Origin of the sequence: Acetobacter oeni (genome assembly GCF_011516825.1) — a bacterium.
Taxonomy (GTDB): Bacteria; Pseudomonadota; Alphaproteobacteria; order Acetobacterales; family Acetobacteraceae; genus Acetobacter; species Acetobacter oeni.
This window is the reverse complement of sequence record NZ_WOTA01000017.1, coordinates 1-24,844: the sequence shown is the minus strand read 5'-3', so window position 1 is coordinate 24,844 and position 24,844 is coordinate 1. Positions and strand designations below refer to the sequence as shown.

Genomic DNA, 24,844 nt, shown 5'->3' with positions numbered 1-24,844 from the left:
CCCCTGCGACTGATACCGCCGTTTTTATTCAAGAGACAGACGAGGTAGATATGGCCTACGCGACTACAAATCCCTACACGGGCGAAGTCGTCAAGACGTTCCCGAACGCAACCGATGATGAAGTCAAAGGCGCTCTTTCCAAAGCCCATGAAGCCTTTGAAAAATGGCGTGACACGCCTTTCTCTGAACGCGCCCGGATTATGAACGCCGCCGCCGCGATCCTGCGTCGCGACATCGACAAATATGCTCGCCTGGCCACGCTGGAAATGGGCAAGACATTCGTCGAATCAAAAAGCGAAGTTATTCTTTCAGCTGAAATTTTCGAATACTACGCGAAATATGCGGAAGAACTCCTGAAACCGGAATCCCTGCCCGTAGCCAGCCCGGCGGAAGGCAGGGCAACGCTGGTTCACGAGCCACTGGGCATCGTGTTTGCCATTGAACCCTGGAATTTCCCTTTCTATCAGGTCGTTCGCATTATCGCGCCGCAGCTTTCGGCCGGTAACGCCGTCCTGCTGAAACACGCGTCTAACCTGCCACAATGCGCCGCGATCTGCGAAGAACTGATGAAGGAAGCCGGCCTGCCGCATGGTCTGTTCCGCAACATCTATGCCGCAAGGCCGCATACGGAAATGATCCTGAACGATCACCGCGTCTGCGGTGTCGCGCTGACAGGGTCGGAAGGCGCGGGCGTCATCATTGCCGGCACGGCCGGTAAGGCGCTCAAAAAGGCCACGATGGAACTCGGCGGCGCGGACGCCTTCATCGTGCTGGACGACGCGGACCTCGAAAAAACCGTGAAATGGGCCGTAACGGGACGCCACTGGAATGCCGGCCAGGTCTGCGTTTCCGCAAAACGCATCATCGTGCATGACGCAGTCTACGACCGCTTCCTTGATCTCTATAAAAAAGGCGTCGCCGGACTGAAAGCCGGTGATCCTATGGATCCGTCAACCACACTTGCACCGCTGTCGTCACAGGGCGCGAAGGACGATCTCGAACGTCAGGTAGCGGAAGCCATAAAACACGGCGCTAAAGTCGAGCCGATCGGTGCCCCGGTGCCGGAAAAAGGCGCGTTTTTCCGCCCGCTTCTCATGACCAACCTGCACGAAAACAACGAAGCCCGGCACTGGGAATTTTTCGGCCCTGTTACACAGCTCTATCGTGCGAAAGACGAAGCGCACGCGGTGAAGATCGCCAATGATTCCCCTTACGGGCTCGGCGGCGCCATCTTTACCGCCGACGAGGCGCGAGGCGCCCGCGTGGCGGCTAAAATCCGGACCGGCATGGTGTTTATCAATCACCCGCTTATCCCGAAAGCCGATCTTCCCTTTGGAGGTATCGCCCGCTCCGGTTACGGCCGCGAGCTTGTTGGTCTTGGCATTAAGGAGTTTGTCAACCACAAGCTGATTAACGTCGTCGACATCGATGCCCCGGCCTGACTGACCGCGTCACGACAAAACAGGGGGGCTGTCACGCTCCCCGATAAAACCCAGTATTCTGTCAGCGGATTTCTCATTAAACAGGTCCGCTGACCCCCATCTCTCCGTAATAAATATCATATGAAATCCACCAGATAAACTTTCACTGAAATAAATCAGAACAGAAAAACAAATATATAATACAGTATATGTAATAAATACATTTATATTTATTCCGGAGCTTACTTACACGAGGCCTGAGGCATACAATGACTCCCAAATCCGAAATCCTCATTGTCGGCGGTGGTGTAGCCGGGCTTTCGCTTGCCACCCAGCTTGGCAGGTCATTAGGAAAAACCGGCAAAGCCCGCATAACCCTGATCGACCGCGGGTTCGCACATGTCTGGAAACCCATGCTGCACTGCTTCGCCGCAGGAACGGTTGTGAACGAAAATGACCGCATCAGCTTCATCAATCAGGCCAGCGGCCATCATTTTGAATTCTGGCCCGGCGAGGTCGTGTCGATCGACCGCGCGAAACGAGAAGTCACCCTGAGTCCGTTCCATGCTTCGGACGGAACGCAGGTGCTCGAAAGCAGAACAATGAATTACGATGCCATTGTTCTGGCTATCGGCAGCTGCGCGAATGATTTCGGTACACCCGGCGTCGCCGAACACTGCCTCTCCATCGATAATCTGGTCGAGGCAAATGCATTCAACGAGAAATTCAGAATGGAACTGCTACGCGCTTTCGCGGACAGCTCCGAACTGGATATCGCCATCGTCGGCGGAGGCGCAACCGGCACGCAGCTCGCCGCCGAACTTCACAAAGCTCTTGATATCGTCGATTCATTCAGCCTGCATGCCTTTGGAAAAACACCTCCCGCGCTCCGGGTAACCCTGCTTCAGTCCGGCGCCCGTATTCTTCCTGCTTTTCCGGAATCCGTCTCCATAGCCGCCAAAGAACAGCTCGAACGTATTGGTGTCACCGTCAGAACTTCCGCCCGGGTCGCCGCAGCGGACGCAACCGGATTTATCCTCAAAGACGGTACGCATATTCCCGCCAAGCTGCGTGTCTGGGCCGCCGGTGTCAGGGCGCCGGAAGTCACAAAAACCTATGGCGGCCTTTCCCTTAGTAAATCAGGACAGATACTCGTAAAACCCAATCTCTGTTCCATTGATGACGAGAACATCTTTGCCATGGGTGACTGCTCTTTTGTCGCAGATGATCCCCTGCCGGCAACAGCGCAGGTCGCCCGGCAACAGGCAAATCACCTGGGCCACCACCTGCCGGCATGGATAGAACGGAAACAGCCTGTTTCTTCCTGCGTATTTCAGAATAAAGGTGCCATCGTCGCCCTGGGAACATATAATGGATGGGCAGCCCTTCCCGGAGGCTCCGTCTGGGGCGGAGGCTTTACACACGGCCTGTCAGCCCGTCTCGCCCATATTATGCTCTACCGCCAGCACCAGATCGCCCTTTTTGGTCTTTTTCGTGGCCTGATCTCATGTCTTTCGGACTGGATGGAAACATTCGTACGCCCCTCTGTCCGACTGGACTGAAATCAGCATGGGCCGGAGGGGCGTGGACCGGAAAACCCCTCCCCGCATGCGGACCGGAGCTAAGACACGGCCTGCCATCCTTTTCGACGAATACTTCAGTTCTCTGACAGACAGCCCCCGAACAGCCTCAGACTCAAAACCTGTTAGTTTATCGTAATGACGGGACCTCCGCCCCCCAAACCAGAACCAGACTCTCCAATACCCCGACACGTTTTCCATTCCGACAACACGTGATACCAGCAGAACACCCCGGAATGTTCAGGACAACACACGTCATGGATGAAAGACGACAGCTCTCCCTGAAAGAAAAAATGGCCTAGGGCTGCGGAGACGTCTCATCCAATATGATGCAGGGCATGACCTCGTCCTGCCTGATGTATTATTACACCGACATCTATGGCCTGCCCCTGGTCGCCGTGTCCTGGATTCTCCTGATCGCCCGTGTCGTCGATGCCTTCTGTGACCCGGCCACCGGCTACGTCGTCGATCGTATGGGCGGCCTGTTCATCCCCCGCGCCTGATCCGAACCCTCGCCATCCCGTTCGGTGTAACCGGCTTCTTCTGCTTTCTCGCCCTGCCTCTGTCTCCGACAGGTAAAATCCTCCGGGCCGGACTGACCTATATCGTGTTCGGCGCCATCTATTCCTTCGTCAACACACCCTGCGGCGCCCTGGCCGTCATGATCAGCCATTCCCCCGCCGATCGCGTCGAACTCAACGCCTTTCGCATGACGGGCTGCCAGGCCGGCCGGATCGCTCCTCGTGGCCCTCCCCCGCCATCACCTGGCTCGGCGGCGGCAGAAAGCATGACGCAGCATCAGTACGGCATGGCGCTCTACGTTCTGGCGCTCCCGGTGATCGGCAGCATCCTGTGGCTCTGCGTGGCGCGCGGATGCGTCGTGCGATATCCGCCCGCCCCCCGTCCGGCAGAACCTGCTGGTCACGCTGCGTAACCTGCTCGCCAACCACCCCTGGGTCCTGAGCAACCTTCTCGCCTTCTTCTATTTCGTGGGCCAGGCCGCGCTGTTCGGCTTCGCGCTGTATTATGCACGCATCGTGCCCGTCGGCACGGAGCAGTCGGGCGCCAATATCATTACCTTTGTCACCATCCTGCTGTTCGCCGGCGTGCCGGCCTGCCTCCCCCTGACCGAACGACCGGGCGCCGTCCGCACCGGGATCGCCTGCCTGCTCGCGCAGGCCCTCGCCTCTATCCTGATGGCAGCGGCGGGCGCCTCCATGCCGGCTTCTTCCTGTCGATCACACTTCTGGCCCTGGCACAGGGCACGATGTCACCCCTCTATTACACGCTGCTGGCCGAAGCCGTGGATGCCGGCAACGCACGCGCATCGACAGGCACCGCGGGGCTGGCGTATTCAGTCAGCACATAGGTCACAAAGCTGGCCATGGGCCTGACCGGCTTTGTCCTCGCTCAGTTCCTGGCCTGCGGGCACTACATCGCCGGCAATATCGCGGAACCGCCGGAACTGACCTTCTGGATCGCCGCCGGCTTCATCTGGCAGCCGCCGGGGCCGTGTTCATGCAGGGCCTCTGCCTTCTGGCCTGGCACACGGGGAAACCGGACAGCCCGGATTCCCAGCCGGAACCCCGGATAACAGCCTGAAAAAACGCCCCCGAAACGCGGACATAAACAGAAATATAGCTTCCTTCCGCAGAGGCGCTTACAAGCTCCGCCATCTGTTACGAGACAGGCAAATTTTTGCCACATCAGGAGAGCCTGATGACTCCGCAGAAAAGGAGATTTTAATGTCCATAAAAATGAAACGCTCCATGGCGCTTCTTCTGGGGCTGACCATGGTCGCAGCTCCCGTCGCCGCGAATGCTCAGGGCGGCCCCGGCGGTGGCGGCGGCGGCGGACATCAAAGCGGACATCAAAACGGTGGCCATGGCGATGGCAGACGGGACGGCGGCGGCGGCGGCGGCGGGCGCGGCGGTCAGCGCGGTGGTGGTGGCAACTTTCGCGGCGGCGGCGGCCCGCACGGCGGCATGTGGCGTGCCGGAGACCACTATAACGGCGGCGGCGTGTTCGTTGATAACTGGCGCGGCTACCGTGGCCTGTACGCACCACCTCCGGGATACCGCTGGATAGATTACGGCGGCAGCTTTCTCCTCGCGGCCGTTACCTCCGGCATCATAAGCAGCGTCATAGCCAGCACCGCCTACCCGGCCACAACCGGTTACCCGGCGGCCACGCCCTATGGCGCATACCCTGCCGCACCAGCCCAGTACCCTGTCGCGCCAACACCTTATCCGGCCGCTCCCGGCTACTGATTTTTCAAAGAGACGGAATACAGCGAAAGCGGGGCGCCGTGAAAAGGCGCCCCCACAGCCAGAGCCGACCCCCGTCGGGATGACCTGCCCCACATCCTCCCCAAAAGCGAACAGCATGCTGCGCCGCGTCAGATAATGCCGCCCCGGTCCGCATGCATCCTTCCCGGCTCCCACGCCTGTAACCGAAAACGCCCCCTCAGCCTCGCAATGATCGCCCGCGCACCGCGCACGAACCCACCGACATCCACACCACACCACAGACCGCAGAAAACGGCCACAACGCGTTCATCACCTGACACGCCCACACATGGAAGCAGACGAACGGCTCCCCGGCACCATTACGCGAGATTCCATCGTGCCGGCGCTTAAGCCTTCACGCCCCCGGCCATTAATGTAGCCTCCCTAAACCCACAGCCTGAAAACCAGCCCCGGATATCAGCCTGAAAACATTCCGGAACCAAACCATATCTGTCCGGAACTTTCTGGAATCCCGTCCGTCCCCACACCCGCTCAATACGCCCGGAACAAAATAAATTTTCTTCTTTCCGCACAGAGACAGGCTCAGTCGCGGATCGTCTCGGCCCAATCTCTTCCGCCGCCATTCCACCGCCAGCCTCACCCCAACTCAGCCGCCCCACCACCCGCACACACCGATTCCGTCCTGGAACACAGGCCCGAAACAATCCGTGACCCGAAAAGAAACCACCCCCCGGCCTTCCGGAAAACTTCCCCCGCCAGAAAGCCTCCCGCGCCCGTTCCGGTCAAAAACCCGCCAGTCCCGGGACAAACCAGACCCACCACCCAAAGGATTGCCCCACCCGCCCGCCCCGTCTGCAAAACCATCCCTTGACCGATCGTTCCGCTGAGGCATCCTCCCAGGCATGAACGAACAGACCACACCAGCGACAGACACGACCATCGGCAGCGCGCTTACACATGTCCGGGCACAGATCGCCGCAGCCGCCACGAATGCCGGACGCGATCCCGCCTCCGTTACCCTCGTCGCGGTCTCCAAATTCCACCCGCGGGAAGCCGTCGAAACCGCCCTCGCCGCCGGACAGCGCGTGTTCGGTGAAAACCGGGTCCAGGAAGCCGCTGCCAAATTTCCGGCGCTCCGCCAGCGCTATCCCGATCTGAAACTGCACCTGATCGGCGGCCTGCAAACCAACAAGGCGCGGGAAGCAGTCCGCCTGGCAGACGTGATCGAAAGTCTGGACCGCCCCGCCCTGTCAGACGCGCTGGCCCGGGCCGCGGACCAGGAAGGACACCTGCCGGACCTGCTGATCGAAGTGAACACCGGGGACGAGCCACAGAAATTCGGCATCCCGCGCGAAAAAGCCGACGCCTTCATACGAGACTGCCAGACACGGTTCGGCGCGCGACTGCGCGGGCTGATGTGCATTCCGCCGGCGGGCGAAGACCCGGCACCGCATTTCCGATTCCTCCACTCTCTGGCGGATGAACACAGTCTGCCGGTACGCTCCATGGGGATGTCAGCTGATTTTCCGCTCGCCATTGCGGAAGGCGCAACCCTGGTGCGCGTGGGGACAGCAATTTTCGGAACCCGTCCACCGGGATAAGGCACGCAGTCGTTGCCCGTCCGCCGTGCCCCGGCAGGACTGAAGAACGTGTTTTGAGAATGCAGGCAGTAGCACACCGGAACGGCCCGGACGGAAACGCCGGGGTTGCCGTCAGAGGACCGTTGGCCGTAAGTCGATCGTGGCGCAATTTACCGCGAGCGTGGACCGGGGCGCTGCATGGCCGCGCGAGGGAGTCTGACTGAACTATGACGGAAACCGCGACACCCCCTGGAGATCCCGGGGCTTCGTCCATTTCGGGCGTCGCCGCAGGTGACAAGGGCGCTGCTGACAAAACTGCCGGCGCGCACGGTCCCGAACACCCGGATGCCGCGCACACGGGCGCGCCGGCAAAGCGCATCCCGCACATCACCGAATTCGATGCCGACGCACCGCAACACGCGGCCGCCCCGGTCGGATTTGCAGCCCTCCTGGGTGTCCTCGGTGTTGTTTACGGCGATATCGGCACAAGTCCGCTCTACGCGCTGCGATCCACCATTGAAGTAGTAACCGGCCATCACCCGATTCAGGATTCAGAAGTGATGGGCATTTGCAGCCTGATCTTCTGGACCCTGATTATCGTGGTGACCGTCAAATACGTCATGCTGGTGATGCGGGCCGACCATAACGGCGAAGGCGGCATTCTGGCGCTGGCGTCACTGGCCCAGCGCGTCGTCTCCAACCCGAAAGGACGCCTGGCACTCGGCCTCACCGGCATCGCCGGAGCCTGCCTGTTCTTCGGCGACGGCGTCATCACACCCGCCATCTCCGTCCTCTCCGCAATCGAGGGCGTCGAAGTCAGCCTCCCCGGCGCCAGAGACTTCGTGATCCCCATGGCCATCGCCGTCATTATCGGGCTGTTCAGCGTCCAATGGATGGGCACCGGCAAAGTCGGCGCCATCTTCGGACCGGTCATGCTGCTCTGGTTCGGATCACTGGGCCTGATGGGCGGCTTCCAGATCCTGCACCACCCCGGAATCCTCTTCGCGCTGCTGCCAACCTACGCGCTGATGTTCATCATCCACCACGGTGTGCTGTCCTTCATGGCGCTCGGCTCCGTCGTGCTGTGCGTCACCGGCGCGGAAGCCCTCTACGCCGATATGGGCCATTTCGGCGCCAAACCCATCCGCTACGCCTGGAACTTCTTCGTTCTGCCCATGCTGGTGCTGAACTATTTCGGCCAGGGCGCCCTCATCATCTCCGAACCCGGCGCGCTGGCAAACCCATTCTTCATGCTCGCACCACACAGCATGCAGGTGCCGCTCGTCATCCTCGCCACCTTCGCAACCGTCATCGCCAGCCAGGCCGGAATCTCCGGCGGCTTCCAGGTCTGCCGCCAGCTCATCCAGCTCGGTTACCTGCCCCGTATGCGCATCGTCCACACCAACGCAGACGAAGAAGGCCAGATCTACCTGCCCGACTTCAACCGCTTCCTCGCCGTCGGCGCCATCCTTCTGGTCATCGCCTTCCGCAGTTCCGATGCCCTCGCCGCCGCCTACGGAATCGCCGTCACCGGAACTTTCATCTGCACAACCTTCCTCTGCTTCATCGTGTTCCGCCGCCATTTCGGCTGGTCAAAACAGGCCACTCTCGCCACCTTCACCCCTCTCCTCCTCATCGACGCAACGTTCTTCTCAGCCAACGCCCTGAAAATTCCCGACGGCGGATGGGTGCCCCTGATGCTCGGCTGCGTCCTCACCCTCATGATGACAACGTGGAAACGCGGCCGCAGCCTCATCATCGCCCGCCAGGGACAGGACAGCCTGCCCATGGGCTCCTTCATCGCCCGCCTGCCCCAGTCCCGCACCATTCGCGTCCCCGGTATGGCCGTTTTCCTGACAGCCACGCCAGAGTTTGTACCGCCATGTCTTCTTCATAACCTGAAACACAATAAGGTTCTGCACGATCACGTTCTGTTCGTAACAATCGAGAACCTGGATCAGCCGGAAGCCGATCGCGGACATCGTGTGGCCGTAGAAGAACTGGCGCACGATATGTATCGGGTTATTCTGCGTTACGGCTTCATGGAGACGCCAAATATTCCGCGCGCGCTGGTGGAACTTAAGGCCAATGGCGTCGACTTCGACCCGTTGCAGGCCTCCTACTTCATCTCACGTGAACTGGTGACACGTTCTTCCATTCCAAAGATGGCGCGATGGAGACTATCACTGTTTCTGTTCATGGCGCGAAACGCGACACCAGCGACGGAATTCTTCCGGATTCCAATGGACCGTGTGGTAGAGCTTGGTGTTAAGGTGGCAATCTGAGAGACGACAAGGCTCAGGAGCCCGCTCTGAAATCCGCTAAATATCACGGGCTTCGCAAACCATTTTTGTTTGCGTCCCGAGTTTCGGGCGCCTGCGAAGAACTTCACCTGATGCGGGCAACGCTCTGTAATCGAACTGCGCGGGCTTATTGGGCGGATTGATCATGATCACATCGATTTCACCACCGCGAGCGCAGGCAGAGGAATCGCTCGCGCTATATATTCACTGGCCGTTCTGCCTCTCCAAATGTCCGTATTGCGACTTCAACAGCCATGTCCGGGAACGAATCCCGACAGAACGATTCATTGCGGCACTGCGGCGGGAACTGGCTTACGAAGCAAATCTGCTCGGACGACGAAAGCTGACTTCAATTTTCTTCGGAGGCGGAACGCCGTCGCTGATGCCACCGGAGGGTGTGGCAGCCCTGATCAGTGATGCTCAAACACTGTTTAAGGCAGCATTCGACATTGAAATCACACTGGAAGCTAACCCGACAAGCGTGGAGGCGGAACGTCTGAGTGGGTTCAGAGATGCGGGAGTAAATCGCATTTCACTCGGTATTCAGTCGTTACGGGACGATGCACTGGCCTTTCTGGGCCGAGAACATTCAGCAAGGCAGGCAATTTCGGCGCTGGAGATGGCACGAGGCCTGTTCCCGCGGGTAACATTTGATCTGATTTACGCGCGCCCCGGACAGTCGCTGACTGACTGGCGTGCAGAACTGGATCAGGCGCTGACGCTGGTAGCGGATCATGTGTCGCTTTATCAGCTGACAATTGAGCAGGGCACGCGGTTTGAGGGGCTGCATCGGCAAGGAAGGATTGTACTGCCAGACGAGGATCTGGCTGCGGCGCTTTATGCGGAAACGGGTGAGATAGCCGCGCGGCATGGGCTCATGGCGTATGAAGTGTCAAACTACGCGTCTCCCGGAGCTGAGAGCCGCCATAATCTGACATACTGGCATTACAGAGATTATCTGGGAATCGGGCCAGGAGCACACGGACGCGTAACGCGAAGCAATGAGCTCCGAGCAACACGACGGCATCGGGCACCGGAAATCTGGGCGGATCTGGTGGAACGTACGGGTTCGGGCCAGACAGATGCTGAGTTGCTGGAAACAGGAGACCGGGCACGGGAGATGCTGCTGATGGGTCTGCGGCTGTCGGAGGGCGTAGAGGGAGCATGGTTCCGAACGAGGACGGGAATGACTCTCGACGAAGCAATTGACGATGAAATTCTCACGATGTGCCTGCAGGAAGGATATCTGGAACGAAGAAACGACAGATTGCGGGCGACGCCCGAGGGAAGACTGCGGCTGGAAGCGATCCTTCCGCGATTGGTAGTATAAGACCAGATTTCTTAAACAATAAGGCTGCGGGCAAAAATCTGACAAATTTATGCAAGCATGTTGGGCTGATTGGTTAATAATAAAGTAAACAGATCGAAATGTATTGCCCGGTTTTGAAAATCGGCTACGAAAGAAAGGCGGCAATTTTTAGCAGAATTGCTTCATGATGCATATTCCTAGCATTTCGTATGTACCTCCGAAGGAAGTTTTTTCAGCTGACATGACACGAGAAAGTCAAAAGTCTGACGGCCCGGTTATTGTTGACGCTGCTCATTCCCCTGCTCCGCTACAGACGGTTGGGTGGATGGTGACGCCACCCACCGGAAGAAGCTGGGTGACTGACGACAACCCTGAGCGGTACCGTATACTCGGCTATACGATTACGCCGCTGGTCGAGGCAAAAGCGGCTCAGGAAACTACCACCGCAGCAGTAGAGGAAGAGAATCGCAAATGTAAAGCTCGCCACGCAAATGATCTCGTAATGCTGGCCCATATTTTTAAGCGGCTCAGAACGATTATTGAGAATAAATACGATTACGATAATATGAAAATTCGGGATGACCTGAGGCAATGGGGTCTCATCGAGCCTAATGATAGGCGAGTATTGCTTCCGACGAAAGAAGGGCGGCGTCTGGAGAATGTGCTGGAGCTCGAGTGGCTAAGGACCAAGGCTCGTCGGGGTTTACGATAAACCCTTCATAGTCAGGGCACATGTACACATGTAATTTGGCCGGAGATGAAGCAACATTGCTATACAGAAAGAGCAGTTATCGTGGCTTAGGTTTGACAAGAAATCGAATACTGGACGGTCATTGGGAGAACATTTTGCCAGAGTCCGGAAAAAAGAATAAATGTGCAATGACTCTTCCGCTGTGGACCACATGAGATCGGGAAGACACATAGTAAATGCATCGACCTGCAGTAAAAACATTTGAGATATGGGATTCTGACCAATTTGCGAACAGGAGCATCAGGGTAACAAATTGGGTGGATATTAATGTGAATTACAACCCAAGCTCGGAGCTTGTTAATTTATTGAACTGAGCGGGATTATTTACATGATCCGCAACGGTCTTCAGTGGAAAGATGCACCGAAAGGGTATGGTCCGCACAAGACTTTTCATCCGATTGAGCGGCCTGGGTGTCTTTAACCAGATTTTCACCGCCCTGAAGGAGTAGTCAGGGTGATCGAAGCGCCTTCATCTGACTGCAGGGCAGATCAGTGATTTCAAAGGAGCCGATGTTCTGCTGGCAGATCTTCCTGCTGAGACAGAAGAGGTCATCAAAGACCGGGGCTACAACAGCAACAGGCTCAGACACTCCCTCGCAGAGCAGGATATAACCGCCTGTATTCCGCCGAAGAAAAACAGAAAAGAAAAGCCCGTTTAAACCGGCACCTTTATAAAAAGCGACATCTCATCGAAAACATGTTCGCAAAACTCAAAGACTGGCGACGCATCGCAACACGATATGATCGCTGCGCTCATACGTTCATGTCCGCAATCCGCATCGCAGCAAGCTTTATCTTCTATCTCAAGGAATGAGTCCTGAGCCTGGGGCAAAGCTGTCGAGCTAACATCCAACGGCCCGTTACAGAAGAATCAGCCATATGATATCAGATAGTATTCATTCTGGTAATATCAGGATGTCGCCGGATCTGAACCGCTTTCCCTGATCATGGTTACGACAGCCTGGCCTCTGGGACTTCCAAGTCCCGTCACCGGGTCCCAGCCTTTTCCGGCCTGGTATCCGTTGTTATTCCCCTCTGTGATGTCGTTAAGTGCGGAGGGCGTTTCATAAAGTTTAGGATTGATAAACCCGGCAGGATTACCATTTTTCTGATTAGCAAGCGCAAGCAGGGCCGCCCACAAAGGGGCCACCGCGCTTGTACCGCCGATTACTGTCGCCGTACCGTCGATCGAAACGTCATAGCCGCTCTCAGGATCAGCATTTCCCGCCACATCCGGTACTCCGCGACCGATATTGCTGTTTCCGGATTGCCAGTCAGGTCGGTCAAAATGCGTCGAGTAGCCGCCACCGCTCGCTCCGCCGGAAGTGCCATCATTCCAGACTGTCTCTGCACCGATCCGGGGAAGATGTGTACCACCGCATCCCAGCGCATGTGGGCTGGATGCTGGAAAATCAACCATCAGAGGCTGGTCACTCCCATCTGAAGCCCCGTTATCGCCAGAGGCGACCGTTACCGTAATACCCATTGCCGCTGCCGCCTGCATGGTCTGGTCCATCGCATCCATATCCTGTGCAACCCAGCCGTTCTCCGGTCCACCCCAGCTTATGGAAATCACCGACGGCCTGTTTGTACTATCATGCACGGCAGTATTCAGAGCATCAAAGAAGCCACTTCCCTGATTCGGCCCGAAATAAACAACAATATTTGCACCGGGCGCGACAGATCCGGCAACTTCAATATCAAGCTGAACTTCTCCGTCTGCGCCGTCCGGATTTCCGTCCGGTGCGTTTGTGGAATTATCGACACTAACAGCCAGAAGTGTCCCTGTCCGGCCTATATTCAGACTTTGCAAATATGAGGTCATCTGCTCGCTTGTGAATCCACCACCCAGTTCAATCAGCCCGATCGTTTGTCCTGCGCCGGTTACATCATCAGGGAAGCCATAATGCTTCGCCACGGCGACCGGAGACCACGAAATTGCAGCCTGCGCTGCCGAAGCAATCTGCTGCGGGTTGCCTGCTCTTTCTTTGCGACGACGAAAATGCGCCCGTGCGACAGGGCGTTCATCAAATCCCATTACGGCCACGATATCAGAACTGATTGATGCGGGCAGGGACAGATTGCCCTCCCGGGCCATGCATGGTTCTGCCTTGCCCGCGAAACGAAACATTCCCAGCTTTTCCGGCTGAAAAGCAGCACAGGCCTGCTTTACCGTTCCTGAAATACGAATGATATGACGTGCGGCGTCTGCCTCATCTACCTTTAGACCGTGCGCCTGTATGTATTCTTCGACCCGGGCCATTGCATCCGGGCTGGCCGCGTGCCGTATGGCGAATTCCTCGCGACTCATCGGTATGCCTTCAGGGTCAATCGGAACAGAAGGTTTCATGACGATTGTAAGGTGAATGGGCAGGTCGGTCGGAACTTCGCCAACACGAACCGCATCCGGATGCGTGTGAGCGACAGGGCGGGCAAAGCTCTTCGCGAAATTTACTGTCCTGAAAGCCGTCATATATCCAGTCTCCCCGCTGTTTTATTCAGGCTGCTGAATGACTGCGCGCATCGGTGTGTGACGACGAGAAAATGTCATCCCGGCAGGTGCCTGAATTAGGTGCCGGGACATTCATGAATGTCCCGGCACCGGACATCACTAAAATAATAACGTCTGCGCCTGATGACCGTTCATTTTATCGGGATTTCTGCAGACAGAACCGCCTGAACACTTTCCATTCCGACAGGGCAATCCGGTCGCTTATTCGCTCGTCCCCAGATGACGTATGCCTCGTACCTTCGCCAGGCGCGTCTGTTTCTCGCGGTCTGCGTAGCGGCGGCGCTGCTGGTCCGAGCGTTCGGAATGACAGGCCGGGCAGCTAATTCCTTCCTCAAACAGGGGTGATGCCCTGGCCTCATCGCTCACTGGTCTGCGGCATGCATGACAAATATCGTAACTACCTGGTTCCAGACCGTGTTTTACTGTCACCCTCTGGTCGAAAACAAAGCATTCACCATTCCAGAGACTTTCCTCCTTTGGAATTGTCTCCAGATATTTCAGGATGCCGCCTTTAAGATGGAAAACCTCATCAATACCTTCTGCTTTGGCAAAGGCGGTTGATTTTTCACAGCGAATGCCCCCCGTGCAGAACATCGCTATTTTTGGCACTCGCCCTGAGGCTTCCAGTTCCTTTCGTCTGGCGCGAAACCAGGCCGGAAATTCCCGAAATGTTGCAATGTCAGGATCAATCGCTCCCTGGAAAGTGCCGACCGCAACCTCGTAATCATTGCGCGTATCAATCACGATCATCTCAGGGTCAGAGATCAGCGCGTTCCAGTCCGCTGGCTCCACATAAGCACCGACCTCCGTTAAGGGATCAATTCCCTCGACGCCCATCGTGACGATTTCACGTTTCAGCCGGATTTTCATACGAAGGAATGGCGTATTTTCCGCACGGGAGTTTTTCACTTCCAGGTCTGCGCAACCTGGAAGGTTGCGCAGATATGCCAGCACCCGGTCAATCGCATCATCGCTTCCGGCGATTGTTCCGTTAATTCCTTCCGGTGCGAGCAGCAGAATGCCCTTTACGCCAAGCGAGCAGCATAGCTTTGCCAGAGGCGGGCGGATTTCCGCGCAATCCTTAAATGGCGTAAACCGATAAAGAGCAGCAACCCGTACAGGAAGTACAGAGGAATCAGCCATGATTGTTCATCGCCTGATTGTAAGCATCTAGAACATCCGCTGCCGGACCATCCATCTGCACCTGCCCTCCTTCCATCCAGATTACCCTTGTGCACCATTCGGCAATAATCGACAGAGAGTGCGACGTGATCACCATAATCTCGGCTCCATGCACAATACCTGCCAGACGCTGAAGCGCTTTTTCCTGAAATTTTGCATCCCCGGCCATGAACCATTCATCCATCAGCAGGATTTGCGGTGCGATCGCCGTTGCAAGTCCAAAGCCCAGCCGTATCGCCATACCGCTTGAGTAGAGTCGCACAGGTAAATCCATAAATTCGCCAAGTGCCGCAAACTTTTCGACGTCTTTCTCCAGTTGTTTCAGCTCTGCCGTTCGCAAGCCTTTGTGTTGTGCCTGGAGGAAGATGTTTTCCCTGCCGGTGAGTTCCGGATTCATTCCGGAATTGGTGTCGATCAGTGTTTCTACTGAGCCTTTGACGGTCACCATCCCCGGATGAGCCACGTAAATCCCCCCCAAGACCCGAAGCAATGTGCTCTTACCTGCTCCGTTATGCCCGATCAGACCGATACGTTCACCGCCCCGGATCGTGAATGAAACATCATTAAGAGCCCGGACATGCACGACGCCGGAGCCGTTATCGCCGACTATGACTTCACCACCGGTCCGGGGTCCGCGCACCGCTGCCAGCGGTCGCTTCGCGCGCCGGAACAGGGTTTTCTTCAGTGACCGCGCCCCACCATGAAAAATCGGAAAGTCGATTGTCAGGTGGCTGACGCGGATCATGGCCTGATCCGTGTTGGAAGCAGCGGAAGAATGCGGGGAACGGGGAGGCATGGCATCAGATCCAGAATGCAAGACGCGCGCGCGAACGCGAAAAGACCATCAGGCTCAGAATCCATAGCCCGACACTGATCGAAAGGGCCACGATCCACATTTCCAGACGGGGCGCCTGACCCGTCAGCGGTTCGCGAACAATTTCAAGCAGCGAATAGAACGGATTGAGAATCAGCCAGTTGCCTCGTTTACCAAGCTGATGCGCGTTCCAGATGATCGGCGTTACATAAAACGCGACCTGTATTCCACTTGCGACGATAGGCGGAATATCCCGATACCGCGCTCCGATCGAGCCAAAAAGCAGACAGAGTGCAAATGCATTTATCGCCCAGATCATCAGTCCCGGAACCGCCAGAAATGCTTCCGGCCCCGGCAGCAACCCAAAAATCGCATAAACAGCAATAGGAACAACAATATTATAGCTGAATGTTACGGCGCTGCGCACAAGCGTTCGGAAAGCCTGCAGCGAGAAAGGCAGGCGTGTCGAGCGGATTGAGTTCGCTGCGCTGGTAAAACAGGTGCAGGCATCCTGCATTACACCGGCAAGACCCACTTGCCAGAGGATCATCGAAATCGACAGATATGGCAGGTAATCCCGCAGGACAAGATGGAACAACCGACCGTAGATCATGCCCATTGATCCGATCATCACAGCTGTGCCGAGCGTCAGCCACAGTGGACCTACGGTCGACCCGCGGAACTGAAGCCTGATATCGAGCCAGCCCAGCGAGACCGCCAGACGCCACAGTCGGGCTCCTTCGATAATATCTTCAAAAGCCAGTATAACCCGTGAGCGGTAGATAACCGGCTCATCTTCGTCACCGGAAGGTCCCATATTGTGCCCGATGGCGGCATTCTCTGCTTCGGCCTCAGGTAAAACGGCGGCGGCGGCAGATGCTTCTCTGCCGTCTGATATAACAGTCTGGCCGATGGATGTGTTCATGATGTGCCCGCGTAACCCAATCCGGGATGCCCTCGCAACCGCTGTGGCCGGGTACCGTCTTTGCCACGTTCGGGTCATAATTTACCTTCATGTTCCAGTCAGTCAGAAGACATATCGAAACGGCACGCAGATAAAATACGTGCAATTGAAGGCGTTGGACGATAATTCTTCCACATGGAATGAATTGAGCGGGAGGCTTCAGCCTTGCGGACGGGACGAATAAATCAATGAATGCAAGGCCTGAATTGTGCCGCAAGTCTCTGACGACCCGGTCTGAAACCCCAGCCATCCGCTCTTTGCGACCTGTTCGTGTCGCCGTTCTCACGGGTTTGCTAGCTCTCCTTTCGGCCTGTGCCGGACAGACGCCCGGTTCAGATATGCAGATTCCGATTGCACAGGAAGAAGCGCAATACCGGGCGCACGCCAAATCATATTATGCTCCGCCAGGTTCTGGCGACGATCCCTGGGGGCCTTATATTCAGGAAGCATCCCAGCGATTCGATGTGCCGGAACTATGGATTCGCGGTGTTATTCAACGTGAATCCGGCGGCAGATTATTTCATAACGGGCAGCTCGTCACATCGGCGCCAGGTGCCATGGGGCTCATGCAGCTTATGCCTCCGACCTACGATGAGATCAAAGGACAGCAAAACCTGGGCGATGATCCTTACGATCCGCATGATAACATTCTCGCCGGCACCGCCTATATCCGTGAGCTTTACGATATTTATGGATCTCCTGGCTTTCTGGCCGCCTATAATGCCGGCCCCGGTCGTCTTGAAGATTTCCTGAGCCACAATCGTACTTTGCCGCGCGAAACGCGTAATTATGTTGCCTCCATCGGTCGCCAGATCGCAGGCTCGTGGCCTGCTAACCGCTCCGCAGCTGATCTGCTGGTGGCCAGTCATGAGTCGCCCGGCAATGTGGCTTACGCCTCAGCGGCTATGCCAGCCTCTGGCGCAAACAGCATTCGTTCCGCCTGGGCGCATCGTAACAGCGCTGACGCTGATCAGCCTGTACAGGTAGCGGAAGCACCGTCGGCTGGTGTGGAAGATCCGGCCTCGCAGCCCGCCGCTCCGACGTATACGCGCGCCTGGGCTCCCGTGGGACACAATCCGGAATCACCTCAGTCTGTCAGCGCGGCCTGGCAATCCCGTCTGGCATCGAGAGACGCGGGCAGCAATAGCGCCGACAGCGCCCCGACCGGGACGGCACAGACCAGTGCAGTCTGGCAGTCCCGCCTTCAGACTGCAGATACTACTCCTGTAGGCGTTGCAGAATCAGCGGATGCCCCCAGCCAGGTTGATGACACACAGAAACAGCCGGCAGCGGCGCCGGCACCTCAGCATACCTCACGGGCCGGCTCTGCGCGTTTCACGCTCATCTCACGGGCTGAAGCGGCGAGCACTCCAGTCCCGACCAGTCCCGCTCGTACCGGGTTAGCTCGCGGGAATGAGGCCATCGCAGCAGGTGCACGAAACTGGGCCATTCAGGTCGGGGCATTTTCTTCCTCCTCTCTGGCTCAACAAGCCGCATCTCATGCTCGTGCACGTGCTTCCAGCGATCTTTCCGGGGCTCATGCCCAGGTTGCGAGCGTTAAAATTTCACGAGGAGAATTGTATCGGGCCCGCCTGACCGGGATTTCAAGGGCGGAAGCTGTATCTGCCTGTCACCGACTTGATGCCGGGTCATCTAGCTGCGTCATCGTCTCACCGGAAGCGATCCGGTAAAGGCCTCCATTTCACTGAACAAGCAAATCATACGAAAAAATCAGTACTGCGGCGTGAAGCCGGCATTGAGTTTATAATTTCATCAAATATCTGAGTCCGCAGGGCCGGCTTAAGCTAGAGCGGGAGCTATTTCTCGCTTGTGCGCAACGGTTCCTTCTGCAGATCGTTGGCGCCTGTAATATCCATGTCTGGATCTTTGGAGCGAAAAACAATTATGAAACCTCTTGTCGCCGCTGCCTTAGTTTCCATGATGATCGGGGGCGCCCGATCTGCACATGCTGAACTCCCGGTCGGGCAGGCGGCGCCCCCCTTTACACTTGAGGCAAGCATGGGCGGGAAAGATTTTACTTTCTCTATGACAGAGGCGTTGAAAAAGGGGCCGGTCGTGCTTTATTTTTACCCCGCTGCTTTTACACCCGGGTGCACTGTTGAAGCTCATGATTTTGCTGAAGCGGCAGATGAGTTTCACGCGCTCGGTGCCACCGTCATTGGTGTATCAATGGATGATCTCGACAAGCTTCGTCGGTTTTCAGTTAGCGAATGTCGGAGCAAATTCCCTGTGGCGGCTGATTCCAAAGGCATTGTGACTGCGGAATATGACGCAAAAACAGTCGGTGCCACTCACGCAAACCGCATATCGTATGTCATTGTCCCGGATGGAAAAATCCGGATGAGTTACACAGATCGCTCTCCTGACGAACATGTCAGTCGTGCCCTTGCCGCTGTGCGTGAGTGGAAAACTGCGCAGAAAAATTAAGGCTGGTGACCGTTCATTAATGCGCTCGAAGTTCGCCAATTTACGGCAGTCGTTACATCAGAAAAGAACTGCCGCAATCCACGGAAAATCAGTTTCTCATTTATAATAAAGAGAAATGAGATCGACGCTTTTTCACGGTCATCCAGATTGTCTCCGTAATCATCGGACTTAACTGGCGACATGCACAGAACAGGCCTGAGACCATGAATACCGAAAGGCAGTGTACCAGCATTTTAGCCGAGTATCAGAAGAAAGGGAGGCAGTCGATGGATGCCTCCTGAGATAACTTGTTCGTCTTCGTCTGATTGTGGCGGACTGGATCAGCAATTTCCAAAAACACGCAGACATTCTATTAAGTGGGTTTGTCATGGGAACAGAGAAGATCGCTGACCATTGCATTGAGAGAGCAACACATCGATTTTTTTGCTGGCCAGATAAATAACCCACACTTCATCAAAGAAAAACGAAATTAAAGCATTATTACAATTAATATCCGAAAGTCCTCGCTATAATATTAAAAAATACTTAAAAAAATTCTTCTATTTATTATAATACAATACAGTATATTTTCTTATATTTTTACTCTGTAATCCATATTTATTCAACATACACCTTTGTTCATGAAAAATAATTTCTTAATTTATTTTGATGTGCAGATATATACAATTTTCAGAAAATGTATAATTATGGTAATGAGATTATTTTTCGAGTTAATCTAGACAGTTCCATATATTTATAATTATCCACACTGAATAATAAGTAATTCTCTATGTATTTAGCGTATATTTAAAAAGATTTTTTGTAAGACTTACCTTGATGTCGTATTTTCCATATCGCCCATCTGATCTCCGGAATTGACACGTCTTCGTGAGAATATTTTTCGGTAAACTCGTTTTCGGTCAGTGGCTGACCCCGGAATGGGCCGGAGCAGTCAGACATTGGGGATCATCGCGAGGTGAACAGGCGCCGTCGTTTCTTCCGGTCAGTGATTACCGGGCACTTCTCATTAGGGCCATTCTTCTTTTTCGGCATAATACTGCTCGGTTCAGGTTCTGATTATGCTCGCGCAGATAACAGCAGCATCGAACTCGCTCAATTGCGCAAAATGGTCCTTCAGTTGCAGGATCAGGTAAAGCAGCTTCAGCAACAGCATTCGTCGGGAAGTTCTCGTGTCACTTCACGGCACGTATCTGCTGGCCGCAATATCAGGGCAGGTCACCCCGGTTCTCGCTTTATTTCGGAAACACCTGTTCTTGCACAACGCGAAACAGAAGGATTCGCCGGGCCATTGCGTATTGATGGTCAGCCTGTTCTGCCATATTCAACCGATATGGATCCTGCGCCTGTCACTTTTGCAGGATTACCTTTCACCGTGGCCGGTGAACCAGTCGCCGTCCCCGATATTAATCTGTCTTCGTCCAGTCCGGCCTTTCTGACCCAGACCGGCGTCGACACGGCACCTGCTGTATTCAGAATAGGGTCCGTCTCCGTCAAACTTGGTGGATTCATTGATATGTCGAATATTTTTCGGGATAAAAATCTGACGGCCGGCCCAGCTACGCCCTGGGGCTCTTTTCCTTACTCAGGTAATCCGAATGCACACGTTTCGGAGTATCGTCCATCAGCTCAGCTCAGCCGTTTCAGTATGCTTATCGAAGGCAAGCCGTCTCACAATGTTACGGTCGAAGCCTATGTCGAGGGTGATTTCGGCGGCTCTGGCAGTAATTCTAACGGTGTTCAGACGAATAGTTATGTCCCCCGTATGCGGCAGGCCTACATCGCTGCCGACGACAATAATCTCGGCCTTCATTTTCTCGCGGGTCAGGCCTGGAGTCTGGCTACCGGTTATTCAAAAACTCTGCTGAGACGTCACGAGCAGCTTCCACCCGTCGTCGACAGTAACCTTATCCCGGGCGTGACTTTCACCCGCGTTCCGCAGGTACGTTTCATCAAGGATTTCAACCGTAAATGGTGGCTTGGCCTGTCCGTCGAAGCACCTCAGGCTACAACCGGCTTCGATGATACGACTTTCACATCCGGAAGCAGACTTCCCGCCGCCGCCGGTCAGACCGTTGGTCCATACGTTATTTATAACAGCACAGGCTCCGGTATGCTTGATCCGGAAGCCCATTACAGCCTGGATGTTGCACCGGATATAGTCCTTAAAGGTGCCGTCGATACGTCGGTCGGCCATTACGAAATTTTCGGCCTTGCCCGCTGGTTTCGGACCGTCACTGTTACAGGGAGTGGTTACGGTGGTCGGGCCAAGTCGCACGTCGCATTCGGTGGCGGAGTCGGTGGCTCTATGGCAGTTCCCCTTTTTTCAGATAAAATTCAGTTGGTCGGAGATGTCCTGGCTGGTGAAGGAATCGGTCGCTACGGGCCTGGCCAGCTTCCTGACATGACATTCAACAGTCAGGGTGGCCCTTCCCCTCTGAAGCAGATCAATGGTTCTCTTGGTCTGATCGGGCACCCGACAGGCAGTATTCTGCTCTACACTTATGGCGGCATTGAGAGTGCTGGTCGCTCTACTTATCTCGGGGCTGACGGCAATTATTATGGCTATGGCTCCCCCACCACGAATCTCTCCGGTTGCGCTATTATGCTGGGCACCTGCAATGCTGAAACTCAGACCCTGGCTTCCTATACTCTTGGTGGCTGGTGGCATCTTCTCGACGGTCGCTATGGCAGCGTCATGACAGGTCTCCAGTACACATACGTCAAAAAATTTGCATTTAAGGGAATAGATGATGCCGGACAAACAATAAGACCCATGACATCCGGTAATACCGTATTTGTTACGTTCAGATACTATCCATTCCAGAACTAACTTTAAGACTATTCCTGATCTCAGTTACTTATTCGTTTCTCGAAATACTTTGATGACTCCATTAGCACTATAGTTGCAATTTTTGCTAGGCTCTGTTGGCAAAAGACGTATCCACAATTTTACGGCTGCGAGGCTGATAAAGACATGGGAAAGGAGACGCATTTTCTTGCTCTTGGTCTCTCGTAAGGCTACGAACCCCGTATGATCCGGCTTATCATCATCGTTCCGTTCCTTCTTGCGCTCGTGTTCTTTGCGGCGAGCAACCAGGAGGCCACGCAAATGTGGCTGCTGGCTTACGGCTGGTCCTGTTCCATTGGCGTCCTAGCCCTGCTCGTGGCTGTAGTGTCCTTCCTGCTTGGCGCGTTCTCCGTGTGGATTGTTGAGCTGGGGCAGCGGCGGCGCGCACGGCGTGCCGAGGCTCGTGTGCGCGAACTGGAGGCGGCCCTGGCGGTTCATGAAGCGCCCCGGCCTATGCCGCCGCAGGCAGCGCCGACGGTTCCCGGCAGTATTCCGACGACTCCGCCGCCGCTATAAAGGTTCAGCCGTCATGGCAGATCGCAAAACACGCCTGATTGCCGCTCTTGATACGTGTGATCCGCTTCAGGCGATGCGGTGGGCGGACGCAGTCGCCGCCCATGTATCCGCGATCAAACTCGGTCTCGAATTTACCTGTGCCGCAGGTTTTGAGGCTGTCTCCAGGGTTGCCGCAAACAGGCAGCTGTTTCTGGATCTCAAGTTCCATGACATTCCCAACACCGTTGGTGCAGCCGTTGGCAGTCTGAGCCGCATAAATCCCGCGATGCTGACCATTCATGCCAGCGGCGGGCGTACAATGGTGCAGGCGGCCCGCAGAGCATGTGACGAAAACTTCCCCGCCGGGCGCAAACCGCTGTTGCTGGCGGTCACGGTTCTGACCAGTCTCGATGATGAGGTTCTCGCTGAAACAGGCGTGCGGGACGGGGTCAATGCTCAGGTTCTGCGGCTCGCCGAACTGGCATTGGACAACGGAGCGGATGGTCTGATCTGTTCCGCACATGAGCTGGCTGCATTACGTGGCGAATTTGGCGACAGCCCTGTTCTGATCACACCCGGGATACGACCTTCCGGCGCGGTTGCAGGCGACCAGAAACGCGTGATGACGCCGGCGGAGGCCCGTGAGGCCGGAGCTGACTGGATTGTCGTCGGTCGTCCGATTACCCAGGCGCAGGACCCTGCGGCGGCGGCGGCGGCCATAGTTGCGGAACTGGCCGGGTAGTGACTGTCAAAGTCAAAATCTGTGGCCTTACCGATGAGGCTGGTGTCAGAGTATGCTTGGAGCATCGCGTCGACTGGCTGGGTTTTAACTTTTTCACCCGTTCGCCAAGATATGTGACGCTCTCACGAGCAGCTGAACTCATTCGTCTGGTCCGGATACCCGCTGCGCCTCCAGGGTGTGTAGGGCTGTTTGTCGAGCCGTCCGATGCAGAGATAGCGGAGGCATTGCGTGAGGTGCCGCTGGATGTTTTGCAGCTCTATACTTCTGCCGAGCGGGCCAGTGAGATCCGGACGAAATTCGGGCGAAAAGTCTGGCGGTCCTGCCCGGTCTCTTCAGAGGCAGATTTGCCGCTGACAACCGGTGCGGATGCGCTGATTATAGAGTCGTGCCCTCCTCCTGAAGCCAGTCGTCCCGGTGGCAATGGTGCCATCTTTCCGTGGGGTCTGGCCCATGGCTGGAAAGCACCGGCTCCCTGGCTTCTGGCTGGTGGACTGAACCCGGGTAACGTGGCGCGTGCTATTGTCGAAAGTGGCGCAAAAGCGGTCGACGTCTCATCCGGTGTCGAGGCCGCTCCAGGTGTCAAAGACTCAGCGGCTATCGCAAGCTTCGTCATTGCTGCGCGTCAGGTTGTCTCCGGATGATGGTGTTTTCCTCTTGAGTCTGCGCCGGATACTGGTATGTAGCCTTCCCAGCGTCGGAGAGATGGCCGAGCGGCTTAAGGCGCACGCTTGGAAAGCGTGTGTGCGTTAATAGCGTACCGTGGGTTCGAATCCCACTCTCTCCGCCAGACCGCTGGAAATCCAATGAAATCAGCGACTTATAGCATGTTAACGTTACAGGTGCCGTGACTGTGCGTTACAGGTCTAACGTTACACCGTCCACCACTGAGGCGGCGGTTGATATGCGTAATCTGGTGAAGCGTGGACAGGGTTATTATGCCCGCCTGATTATCCCGCAGGATCGCTGGCAGGATGCCGGTAAGGTCATGGGCTGCCGGTCAGGCATCCGCAGGGAAGTCGTGAGGACGCTGGGAACAAGGGATCACCGGGAGGCCATCAGACGCCGGGAGAAGATGCTGGAGACCATGCGGGCTGAGCTGGATGCAAAGCTGGTGCAGGCTGGCCTCCTCCCTCTCCATGGCGAATGGTGCCCCACGGAGGCTTGGTGCCCTTCATCACCGGATGAACAGGCTGTGGTTGGTGGACGGGCTGGCTTACCGGCAGGACCTGCAAGCTGCCTCCGGGGAGTATATAGTAAGAGACAATCCATATCAGTCTCATGATGGCCTGCCAGACACCGAGAGAGAGCGGCTGGCAGATGTTGTAAGAGAGAAGTGCAGGATAAGGCTGAGGCAATGCCACCGGCTGCCGGAGGCCGTTATTACCGTGCAGCCATGGGGATCATTGAAGGCACCCTGACGCCTCTCGGGGGCCTGCTGGACCGCTGGGACAAGGACAGGGAGCGGATGATCTCAAAGGCCAGCAGGGCCATGGATCAGGCTGCTTTCAATCACTTTGCTGAATATGTAATCGAAGCCAAGACACCCAGAGATTCGTGTGGAGCATCAGAGCTTTGCGCATCAAATACAAACGCCTCACCCATGGACGCCCTCCGGCTTATTGGCATCCAGCAGATTGAGCCACGGG

At 56.0% G+C, this 24,844-nt stretch carries 19 protein-coding genes, 1 tRNA gene and 2 pseudogenes; 18 read left to right on the top strand and 4 right to left on the bottom strand.

All coding sequences use genetic code 11. From position 1 onward, the window contains the following. Nucleotides 1–50: 50 nt before the first annotated feature. The 9 genes and pseudogenes from GOB90_RS11760 to GOB90_RS19800 all read left to right on the top strand — a co-directional run bounded on the left by GOB90_RS11760 (nucleotide 51) and on the right by GOB90_RS19800 (nucleotide 11,852). Nucleotides 51–1,442 carry an NAD-dependent succinate-semialdehyde dehydrogenase gene (locus tag GOB90_RS11760; RefSeq protein ID WP_146889122.1) on the top strand — a complete coding sequence of 464 codons (1,392 nt, stop codon included), beginning with the start codon at nucleotides 51–53 and terminating at the stop codon, nucleotides 1,440–1,442. A 248-nt stretch (nucleotides 1,443–1,690) separates the two neighbouring features. Next, nucleotides 1,691–2,983: an NAD(P)/FAD-dependent oxidoreductase gene (locus tag GOB90_RS11755; RefSeq protein WP_146889125.1), complete on the top strand. Its 1,293-nt coding sequence runs from the start codon at nucleotides 1,691–1,693 to the stop codon at nucleotides 2,981–2,983. A gap of 275 nt (nucleotides 2,984–3,258) precedes the next feature. After that, nucleotides 3,259–4,603, top strand: a pseudogene (locus GOB90_RS19805) (MFS transporter). 143 nt (nucleotides 4,604–4,746) lie between these two features. After that, on the top strand, nucleotides 4,747–5,271 hold the full coding sequence (locus tag GOB90_RS11745; RefSeq protein WP_173572068.1) for an RcnB family protein: 525 nt from the start codon (nucleotides 4,747–4,749) through the stop codon (nucleotides 5,269–5,271). An 881-nt stretch (nucleotides 5,272–6,152) separates the two neighbouring features. After that, nucleotides 6,153–6,851, top strand: coding sequence for a YggS family pyridoxal phosphate-dependent enzyme (locus GOB90_RS11740; protein ID WP_146892392.1), 699 nt, complete (start codon nucleotides 6,153–6,155; stop codon nucleotides 6,849–6,851). A 206-nt stretch (nucleotides 6,852–7,057) separates the two neighbouring features. After that, a complete protein-coding gene (locus GOB90_RS11735) occupies nucleotides 7,058–9,115 on the top strand; it encodes a potassium transporter Kup (protein WP_146892395.1) in 2,058 nt (685 codons plus the stop codon). A 163-nt stretch (nucleotides 9,116–9,278) separates the two neighbouring features. Continuing rightward, the gene (gene hemW, locus GOB90_RS11730) at nucleotides 9,279–10,463 is read left to right on the top strand and encodes a radical SAM family heme chaperone HemW (RefSeq protein ID WP_146892397.1); all 1,185 of its coding nucleotides are present in this window, start codon (nucleotides 9,279–9,281) and stop codon (nucleotides 10,461–10,463) included. A 163-nt stretch (nucleotides 10,464–10,626) separates the two neighbouring features. Continuing rightward, nucleotides 10,627–11,154 (top strand): hypothetical protein, encoded by a 528-nt coding sequence (locus tag GOB90_RS11725; protein WP_146892399.1) that lies wholly within the window; start codon nucleotides 10,627–10,629, stop codon nucleotides 11,152–11,154. A gap of 512 nt (nucleotides 11,155–11,666) precedes the next feature. After that, complete coding sequence (locus GOB90_RS19800; RefSeq protein ID WP_146892426.1) at nucleotides 11,667–11,852, top strand: transposase; 186 nt, start codon at nucleotides 11,667–11,669, stop codon at nucleotides 11,850–11,852. Nucleotides 11,853–12,103: 251 nt separating this feature from the next. Here GOB90_RS19800 and GOB90_RS11715 read toward each other — a convergent pair whose 3' ends face one another. The 4 genes from GOB90_RS11715 to GOB90_RS11700 form a co-directional block, all read right to left on the bottom strand. Beyond that, a complete protein-coding gene (locus GOB90_RS11715; RefSeq protein WP_146892406.1) occupies nucleotides 12,104–13,666 on the bottom strand; it encodes a S53 family peptidase in 1,563 nt (520 codons plus the stop codon). Between the two features lie 240 nt (nucleotides 13,667–13,906). Beyond that, nucleotides 13,907–14,848: an oxygen-dependent tRNA uridine(34) hydroxylase TrhO gene (gene trhO / locus GOB90_RS11710; RefSeq protein ID WP_146892409.1), complete on the bottom strand. Its 942-nt coding sequence runs from the start codon at nucleotides 14,846–14,848 to the stop codon at nucleotides 13,907–13,909. After that, a complete protein-coding gene (locus GOB90_RS11705) occupies nucleotides 14,841–15,683 on the bottom strand; it encodes an ABC transporter ATP-binding protein (RefSeq protein WP_146892412.1) in 843 nt (280 codons plus the stop codon). Before GOB90_RS11705 ends, trhO begins: the two co-directional genes overlap by 8 nt. Nucleotides 15,684–15,687: 4 nt before the next feature. Then, a complete protein-coding gene (locus tag GOB90_RS11700) occupies nucleotides 15,688–16,626 on the bottom strand; it encodes an ABC transporter permease (RefSeq protein ID WP_242011979.1) in 939 nt (312 codons plus the stop codon). Between the two features lie 227 nt (nucleotides 16,627–16,853). Here GOB90_RS11700 and GOB90_RS11695 point away from each other — a divergent pair, with 227 nt between their 5' ends. From GOB90_RS11695 to GOB90_RS11655, 9 genes and pseudogenes are all read left to right on the top strand, one after another. Further along, complete coding sequence (locus GOB90_RS11695; protein ID WP_146892417.1) at nucleotides 16,854–18,356, top strand: lytic transglycosylase domain-containing protein; 1,503 nt, start codon at nucleotides 16,854–16,856, stop codon at nucleotides 18,354–18,356. Between the two features lie 139 nt (nucleotides 18,357–18,495). Next, complete coding sequence (locus GOB90_RS11690) at nucleotides 18,496–19,113, top strand: peroxiredoxin (RefSeq protein WP_261766029.1); 618 nt, start codon at nucleotides 18,496–18,498, stop codon at nucleotides 19,111–19,113. Between the two features lie 1,372 nt (nucleotides 19,114–20,485). Then, complete coding sequence (locus GOB90_RS11685; RefSeq protein ID WP_261766030.1) at nucleotides 20,486–21,943, top strand: hypothetical protein; 1,458 nt, start codon at nucleotides 20,486–20,488, stop codon at nucleotides 21,941–21,943. A gap of 201 nt (nucleotides 21,944–22,144) precedes the next feature. Next, nucleotides 22,145–22,477: a lipopolysaccharide assembly protein LapA domain-containing protein gene (locus tag GOB90_RS11680; RefSeq protein ID WP_146892419.1), complete on the top strand. Its 333-nt coding sequence runs from the start codon at nucleotides 22,145–22,147 to the stop codon at nucleotides 22,475–22,477. A 13-nt stretch (nucleotides 22,478–22,490) separates the two neighbouring features. Next, nucleotides 22,491–23,198, top strand: a complete 708-nt coding sequence (gene pyrF / locus GOB90_RS11675) for an orotidine-5'-phosphate decarboxylase (protein ID WP_146892422.1) — start codon at nucleotides 22,491–22,493, stop codon at nucleotides 23,196–23,198. Further along, nucleotides 23,198–23,839: a phosphoribosylanthranilate isomerase gene (locus tag GOB90_RS11670; RefSeq protein WP_146892424.1), complete on the top strand. Its 642-nt coding sequence runs from the start codon at nucleotides 23,198–23,200 to the stop codon at nucleotides 23,837–23,839. The genes pyrF and GOB90_RS11670 overlap by 1 nt, the downstream gene beginning before the upstream one ends. A gap of 55 nt (nucleotides 23,840–23,894) precedes the next feature. Next, a tRNA-Ser gene (locus GOB90_RS11665) sits at nucleotides 23,895–23,985 on the top strand. 63 nt (nucleotides 23,986–24,048) lie between these two features. Continuing rightward, on the top strand, nucleotides 24,049–24,480 hold the full coding sequence (locus GOB90_RS11660) for a DUF6538 domain-containing protein (protein ID WP_173572067.1): 432 nt from the start codon (nucleotides 24,049–24,051) through the stop codon (nucleotides 24,478–24,480). Nucleotides 24,481–24,552: 72 nt separating this feature from the next. After that, nucleotides 24,553–24,844, top strand: a pseudogene (locus GOB90_RS11655) (hypothetical protein); the annotation flags it as partial.

Excerpts from the sequence above, each read along its gene's own strand:
- GOB90_RS11760 (WP_146889122.1), top strand. The coding sequence starts at position 51 with ATGGCCTACGCGACTACAAATCCCTACACGGGCGAAGTCGTCAAGACG.
- GOB90_RS11755 (WP_146889125.1), top strand. The coding sequence starts at position 1,691 with ATGACTCCCAAATCCGAAATCCTCATTGTCGGCGGTGGTGTAGCCGGG.
- GOB90_RS11745 (WP_173572068.1), top strand. The coding sequence starts at position 4,747 with ATGTCCATAAAAATGAAACGCTCCATGGCGCTTCTTCTGGGGCTGACC.
- GOB90_RS11740 (WP_146892392.1), top strand. The coding sequence starts at position 6,153 with ATGAACGAACAGACCACACCAGCGACAGACACGACCATCGGCAGCGCG.
- GOB90_RS11735 (WP_146892395.1), top strand. The coding sequence starts at position 7,058 with ATGACGGAAACCGCGACACCCCCTGGAGATCCCGGGGCTTCGTCCATT.
- hemW (WP_146892397.1), top strand. The coding sequence starts at position 9,279 with ATGATCACATCGATTTCACCACCGCGAGCGCAGGCAGAGGAATCGCTC.
- GOB90_RS11725 (WP_146892399.1), top strand. The coding sequence starts at position 10,627 with ATGATGCATATTCCTAGCATTTCGTATGTACCTCCGAAGGAAGTTTTT.
- GOB90_RS11715 (WP_146892406.1), bottom strand. The coding sequence starts at position 13,666 with ATGACGGCTTTCAGGACAGTAAATTTCGCGAAGAGCTTTGCCCGCCCT.
- trhO (WP_146892409.1), bottom strand. The coding sequence starts at position 14,848 with ATGGCTGATTCCTCTGTACTTCCTGTACGGGTTGCTGCTCTTTATCGG.
- GOB90_RS11705 (WP_146892412.1), bottom strand. The coding sequence starts at position 15,683 with ATGCCTCCCCGTTCCCCGCATTCTTCCGCTGCTTCCAACACGGATCAG.
- GOB90_RS11700 (WP_242011979.1), bottom strand. The coding sequence starts at position 16,626 with ATGAACACATCCATCGGCCAGACTGTTATATCAGACGGCAGAGAAGCA.
- GOB90_RS11695 (WP_146892417.1), top strand. The coding sequence starts at position 16,854 with ATGAATGCAAGGCCTGAATTGTGCCGCAAGTCTCTGACGACCCGGTCT.
- GOB90_RS11680 (WP_146892419.1), top strand. The coding sequence starts at position 22,145 with ATGATCCGGCTTATCATCATCGTTCCGTTCCTTCTTGCGCTCGTGTTC.
- pyrF (WP_146892422.1), top strand. The coding sequence starts at position 22,491 with ATGGCAGATCGCAAAACACGCCTGATTGCCGCTCTTGATACGTGTGAT.